The sequence below is a fragment of the Clostridium sp. AM25-23AC genome (assembly GCF_003435125.1).
Taxonomy (GTDB): Bacteria; Bacillota; Clostridia; order Lachnospirales; family Lachnospiraceae; genus Pilosibacter; species Pilosibacter fragilis.
Genome location: NZ_QWGI01000058.1, coordinates 1,139 through 5,500 on the forward strand (window position 1 = coordinate 1,139; position 4,362 = coordinate 5,500).

Here is a 4,362-nt window from a genome sequence, read left to right on the forward strand (position 1 = left end):
CATGAAAGTGACTTTATCATAGCAGACGCAGCCGCCCGCTATTTCAGGGAGAACGGCATTTCCAAGCTGCCGAGCTATAAATCCCTGCAAGCAGAGATTGAAAGCCTTATCAAAGAGAAAAACAGCGGCTACAACGATTACCGGGCAAAACGGGAGGAGTACCGCCGCTTGCAGACTGTCAAGGGCAATATCGACCAGATTTTACGCCGGAGCGAGCCGCAGCGCAGAAAGGAGCAGAGCCATGAACGGTAATATCCCCCGCATGGACTACCGCCAGTACCGGGCAGCCCGCCGCCTTGTGCATGAGTGCTGCAACTATGACAGCGGGAACTGCCTGCTGTTGGAGGACGGCGAGCCTTGCGTGTGTGTACAGAGTATCAGCTATTCGCTGCTCTGCCGCTGGTTTACCGCCGCTGTCCTGCCCCTTGATGAAGCACTGGAAGCCGCCCTCTTGCGCCGGGGAAGCCGGAAACGCTGCGCTGTCTGCGGGGCGTTCTTCTTCCCAAAATCCAACCGGGGGAAATACTGCCCGGACTGCGCCGGACGCATGAAGCGGATAAACGCCGCCAAACGGAAGCGGAAACAAAGGGAGAAATGTCACGCTTTAGGGCATTTCAAACCCGCATAAATCAAGGCTTTTTTGGAGGGTGTCAAAGGGTGCGTGATACATTTATCCTTTTCCCTTAAAAACGCCCCCTAAAAGCGTAACAGAACCCACAGACAGACACCACAAGGAGGTGAACCCTATCGCTGATTATATGACCGCAGGAACGGAGCTGCCCGCTTACCTGCCTTACCCCCGTTTCCTGCTGGAAACAGACCTATCCCACACCGCAAGAGAGTTATATGCGCTGCTGTTAGACCGTTCCACCCTTTCGCAGAAGAACGGCTGGCAGGACAGCGAGGGACGGACATACATTGTCTACCCCATAGCAGAGATAGCGGAAATGCTGGATAAAGGCTGCACCACCATAAAGGGCGCACTGAACGAACTGGACGCTGCCGGGCTGCTGGAACGCAGACGGACGGGCTTTTCTGCCGCCAACCGTCTGTATGTGAAAGTGCCGCCTATCCCAGTGGTACAGTTTTCCGACCAACTGACGGACGGAAAACCGCCCCTCATAAGGGCGGGAAACCGACCAACTGACAGCCGGAAAACTGACCTTATGACGGTCGGAAAACCGTCCCCTAACCAAACTAATATAAACAACCTAATAGAGAGCCAAACAAAAGGAGCGAGTGAGGGGCAGCCCCCCGCCGCTTATGGCAGATATAAAAATGTATTTCTTTCTGACACAGAACTTTTGGAGCTGGAACAGGACTTCCCCGGCAAGTGGGAGTATTACCTTGACCGCCTTTCCTGCCACATCGCTTCCACCGGGAAGCAGTACCAGAGCCATGCAGCCACCATTTACAAGTGGGCGCAGGAGGACGCTGCCAAAGAGAAGCCAAAGAAAGGCATACCGGACTATTCATTCAAGGAGGGAGAAAGCCTATGACCGATACAATCCACAACACCATACTGCCTATGACCGACACCACAGCCGAGCCGGAGGATTACACCGGGGAGGACGGGCTTTTATACTGCGGCAAATGCCGGAAACCCAAAGAAGCCTATTTCCCGGAGGGCAAGACCTTTTTCGGGCGTGACCGCCACCCGTCAGAGTGCGACTGCCAGCGGGCAGCCCGTAAGGAACGGGAAGCCGCCGAGAAGCGGCGCAGCCACCTTGAAACGGTGGAACGGCTGAAACGGCAGGGCTTTACAGACAAGACCATGCAGGACTGGACATTTGCCAACGATAACGGCAGCTGCCCGCAGATGAAGAACGCCGCCGGATATGTGGCACGCTGGGAACAGATAAAGGACGGGAACTACGGGCTGCTCTTGTGGGGCAGGGTAGGCACTGGGAAAAGCTATTTTGCCGGGTGTATTGCAAACGCCCTCATGGAGCAGGAAGTCCCGGTGTGCATGACAAACTTTGCAGCAATATTAAACGACCTTGCCGCCAGCTTTGCGGGCAGGAACGAATATATTTCCCGCCTTTGCAGCTTCCCCCTGCTCATCATTGACGATTTTGGAATGGAGCGTGGCACAGAATACGGTCTGGAACAGGTCTACAATGTGATTGACAGCCGCTACCGGAGCAGGAAGCCGCTGATTGTGACGACCAACCTCACGCTGGAGGAATTGCAGCACCCGGAGGACACCGCCCACGCCCGGATTTATGACCGCCTGCTTGAAATGTGTTCCCCTCTCTGCTTTACCGGGGAGAATTTGAGGAAAGCCGCCGCACAGGGAAAAATGGAACAGCTGAAACGGCTGCTTGCCGGAAAGGAGATTTGCCTATGACCGACACCCAGAGAAACAAACGCCCTGCCCGCCGCCCGGACTGCGTGACCGAAACGAGGATAGGCAACACAATCCTTGTGGTGTCTGGCTTTTTCAAGGAGGGGGCGACCGACACCGCCGCTGACAAGATGATGAAAGTGCTGGAAGCAGAAGCCGCCGCCGGATATTTGACCTGTGATAAGCCTGATTGAAAAACCGTCATTTTTACCGACCGTAAAGAAGCAGATTTGACGCTTTTGCCGCTATACAGACAGCCGCCCCATGTGGTACAATCAAGGTACGGAATAGTGGGGCTGGCTGTCGGAAACGGAGGAATTTATGTTAAGACAGACCACCCAGCAACTCATTACCGCCCTTTACCCAAGACTGTCCCATGAGGACGAGCTGCAAGGCGAGAGCAATTCCATTTCCAACCAAAAGAGGATTTTGGAAACCTATGCCAAACAGAATGGATTTTCTAATCTGCGCTGGTACACCGACGACGGTTATTCCGGTGCGAACTTTCAAAGACCCGGATTTCAAGCCATGCTTGCAGACATTGAAGCAGGGAAAGTCGGGACAGTTATCGTCAAGGATATGTCGAGGTTAGGGCGAAACTACTTACAGGTGGGAATGTACACAGAAATGATTTTCCCACAGAAAGGTGTCCGCTTCATCGCTATCAATGACGGAGTGGACAGCGCACAGGGGGAAAATGACTTTGCCCCGCTGCGGAATATCTTTAACGAATGGCTGGTGAGAGATACGAGCAAGAAAATCAAGGCAGTAAAACGCTCTAAGGGCATGAGCGGAAAGCCCATCACAAGCAAGCCCGTCTATGGCTACCTCATGGACGAGGACGAAAACTTTATCATTGACGAGGAAGCCGCCCCGGTGGTACGGCAGATTTACAGCCTTTGCCTTGCCGGGAACGGTCCGACCAAGATAGCCCGTATGCTGACCGAGCAGCAAATCCCCACGCCGGGGACGCTGGAATACCGCAGGACGGGCAGCACCCGCCGCTACCACCCCGGCTATGAGTGCAAGTGGGCGACCAATACCGTGGTTCATCTGCTGGAAAACCGGGAATATACGGGCTGTCTGGTAAACTTTAAGACCGAGAAGCCGTCCTACAAGCTGAAACACAGCATAGAAAATCCCCCGGAAAAGCAGGCGGTTTTTGAGAACCACCATGAGCCTATCATTGACCGGGAAACGTGGGAACGGGTGCAGGAGTTACGCAAGCAGCGCAAACGCCCCAACCGTTATGACGAAGTGGGCTTGTTCTCCGGCATACTCTTTTGTGCCGACTGCGGCAGCGTCATGTACCAGCAGCGATACCAGACGGACAAGCGCAAGCAGGACTGTTATATCTGCGGAAGCTACAAGAAACGCACCGCCGACTGCACAGCGCACTTTATCCGCACTGACCTCTTGACCGCTGGCGTACTCTCCAATCTGCGGAAAGTTACCAGCTATGCGGCAAAGCATGAAGCCCGGTTTATGAAGCTTTTAATCGAGCAGAATGAGGACGGGGACAGACGCAGGAACGCCGCCAAGAAAAAGGAGCTGGAAGCCGCCGAGAAACGCATAGCCGAGTTATCTGCTATCTTCAAGCGGCTGTATGAGGACAGCGTAACCGGGCGCATATCGGACGAGCGTTTCACAGAGCTGTCGGCAGACTATGAAGCCGAGCAGAAAGAACTGAAAGAACGTGCCGCCAGACTGCGGGAAGAACTTTCCAAAGCGCAGGAAGCCACCGCAAACGCTGAAAAGTTTATGAATGTGGTACGCAGGCACACTACCATTGAAGAACTTACCCCTACTCTGCTGCGGGAGTTTGTGGAGAAAATCGTTGTCCATGAAAGCGTTGCCCTTGACGGGAAACGCCGGGGCAAGTTACGCAGACAGGAAATCGAAATCTATTATTCTTTTGTCGGCAAGGTAGAACTGCCCGACACCTAACCGCCCGACCTATCCGACATACCTCATGTGCCGGATAGGAACGGCAAAATTTTTTACACTTCTATTAC

5 protein-coding genes and 1 pseudogene are annotated in these 4,362 nt (G+C 54.0%); all 6 read left to right on the forward strand.

Features of this window, described 5'->3' with window-relative positions:
• Positions 1-252 (forward strand): annotated as a pseudogene (locus tag DW677_RS18980) (relaxase); the annotation flags it as partial.
• Positions 242-628 (forward strand): cysteine-rich VLP domain-containing protein, encoded by a 387-nt coding sequence (locus DW677_RS17310; RefSeq protein ID WP_002594234.1) that lies wholly within the window; start codon positions 242-244, stop codon positions 626-628. The pseudogene DW677_RS18980 and the gene DW677_RS17310, both read left to right, overlap by 11 nt.
• A gap of 130 nt (positions 629-758) precedes the next feature.
• Entirely contained in the window at positions 759-1,499 is a 741-nt protein-coding gene (locus tag DW677_RS17315; RefSeq protein WP_002594233.1) for a replication initiator protein A, read from the forward strand.
• On the forward strand, positions 1,496-2,350 hold the full coding sequence (locus tag DW677_RS17320; protein ID WP_002594232.1) for an ATP-binding protein: 855 nt from the start codon (positions 1,496-1,498) through the stop codon (positions 2,348-2,350). The genes DW677_RS17315 and DW677_RS17320 overlap by 4 nt, the downstream gene beginning before the upstream one ends.
• On the forward strand, positions 2,347-2,541 hold the full coding sequence (locus DW677_RS17325) for a transposon-encoded TnpW family protein (RefSeq protein ID WP_002594231.1): 195 nt from the start codon (positions 2,347-2,349) through the stop codon (positions 2,539-2,541). The genes DW677_RS17320 and DW677_RS17325 overlap by 4 nt, the downstream gene beginning before the upstream one ends.
• A gap of 127 nt (positions 2,542-2,668) precedes the next feature.
• Positions 2,669-4,294: a recombinase family protein gene (locus DW677_RS17330; protein WP_002594230.1), complete on the forward strand. Its 1,626-nt coding sequence runs from the start codon at positions 2,669-2,671 to the stop codon at positions 4,292-4,294.
• The last annotated feature ends 68 nt before the right edge of the window (positions 4,295-4,362 follow it).

What these genes read in the sequence shown, in the direction of transcription:
- DW677_RS17310 (WP_002594234.1), top strand. Translation starts at nt 242, where the DNA reads ATGAACGGTAATATCCCCCGCATGGACTACCGCCAGTACCGGGCAGCC.
- DW677_RS17315 (WP_002594233.1), top strand. Translation starts at nt 759, where the DNA reads ATGACCGCAGGAACGGAGCTGCCCGCTTACCTGCCTTACCCCCGTTTC.
- DW677_RS17320 (WP_002594232.1), top strand. Translation starts at nt 1,496, where the DNA reads ATGACCGATACAATCCACAACACCATACTGCCTATGACCGACACCACA.
- DW677_RS17325 (WP_002594231.1), top strand. Translation starts at nt 2,347, where the DNA reads ATGACCGACACCCAGAGAAACAAACGCCCTGCCCGCCGCCCGGACTGC.
- DW677_RS17330 (WP_002594230.1), top strand. Translation starts at nt 2,669, where the DNA reads ATGTTAAGACAGACCACCCAGCAACTCATTACCGCCCTTTACCCAAGA.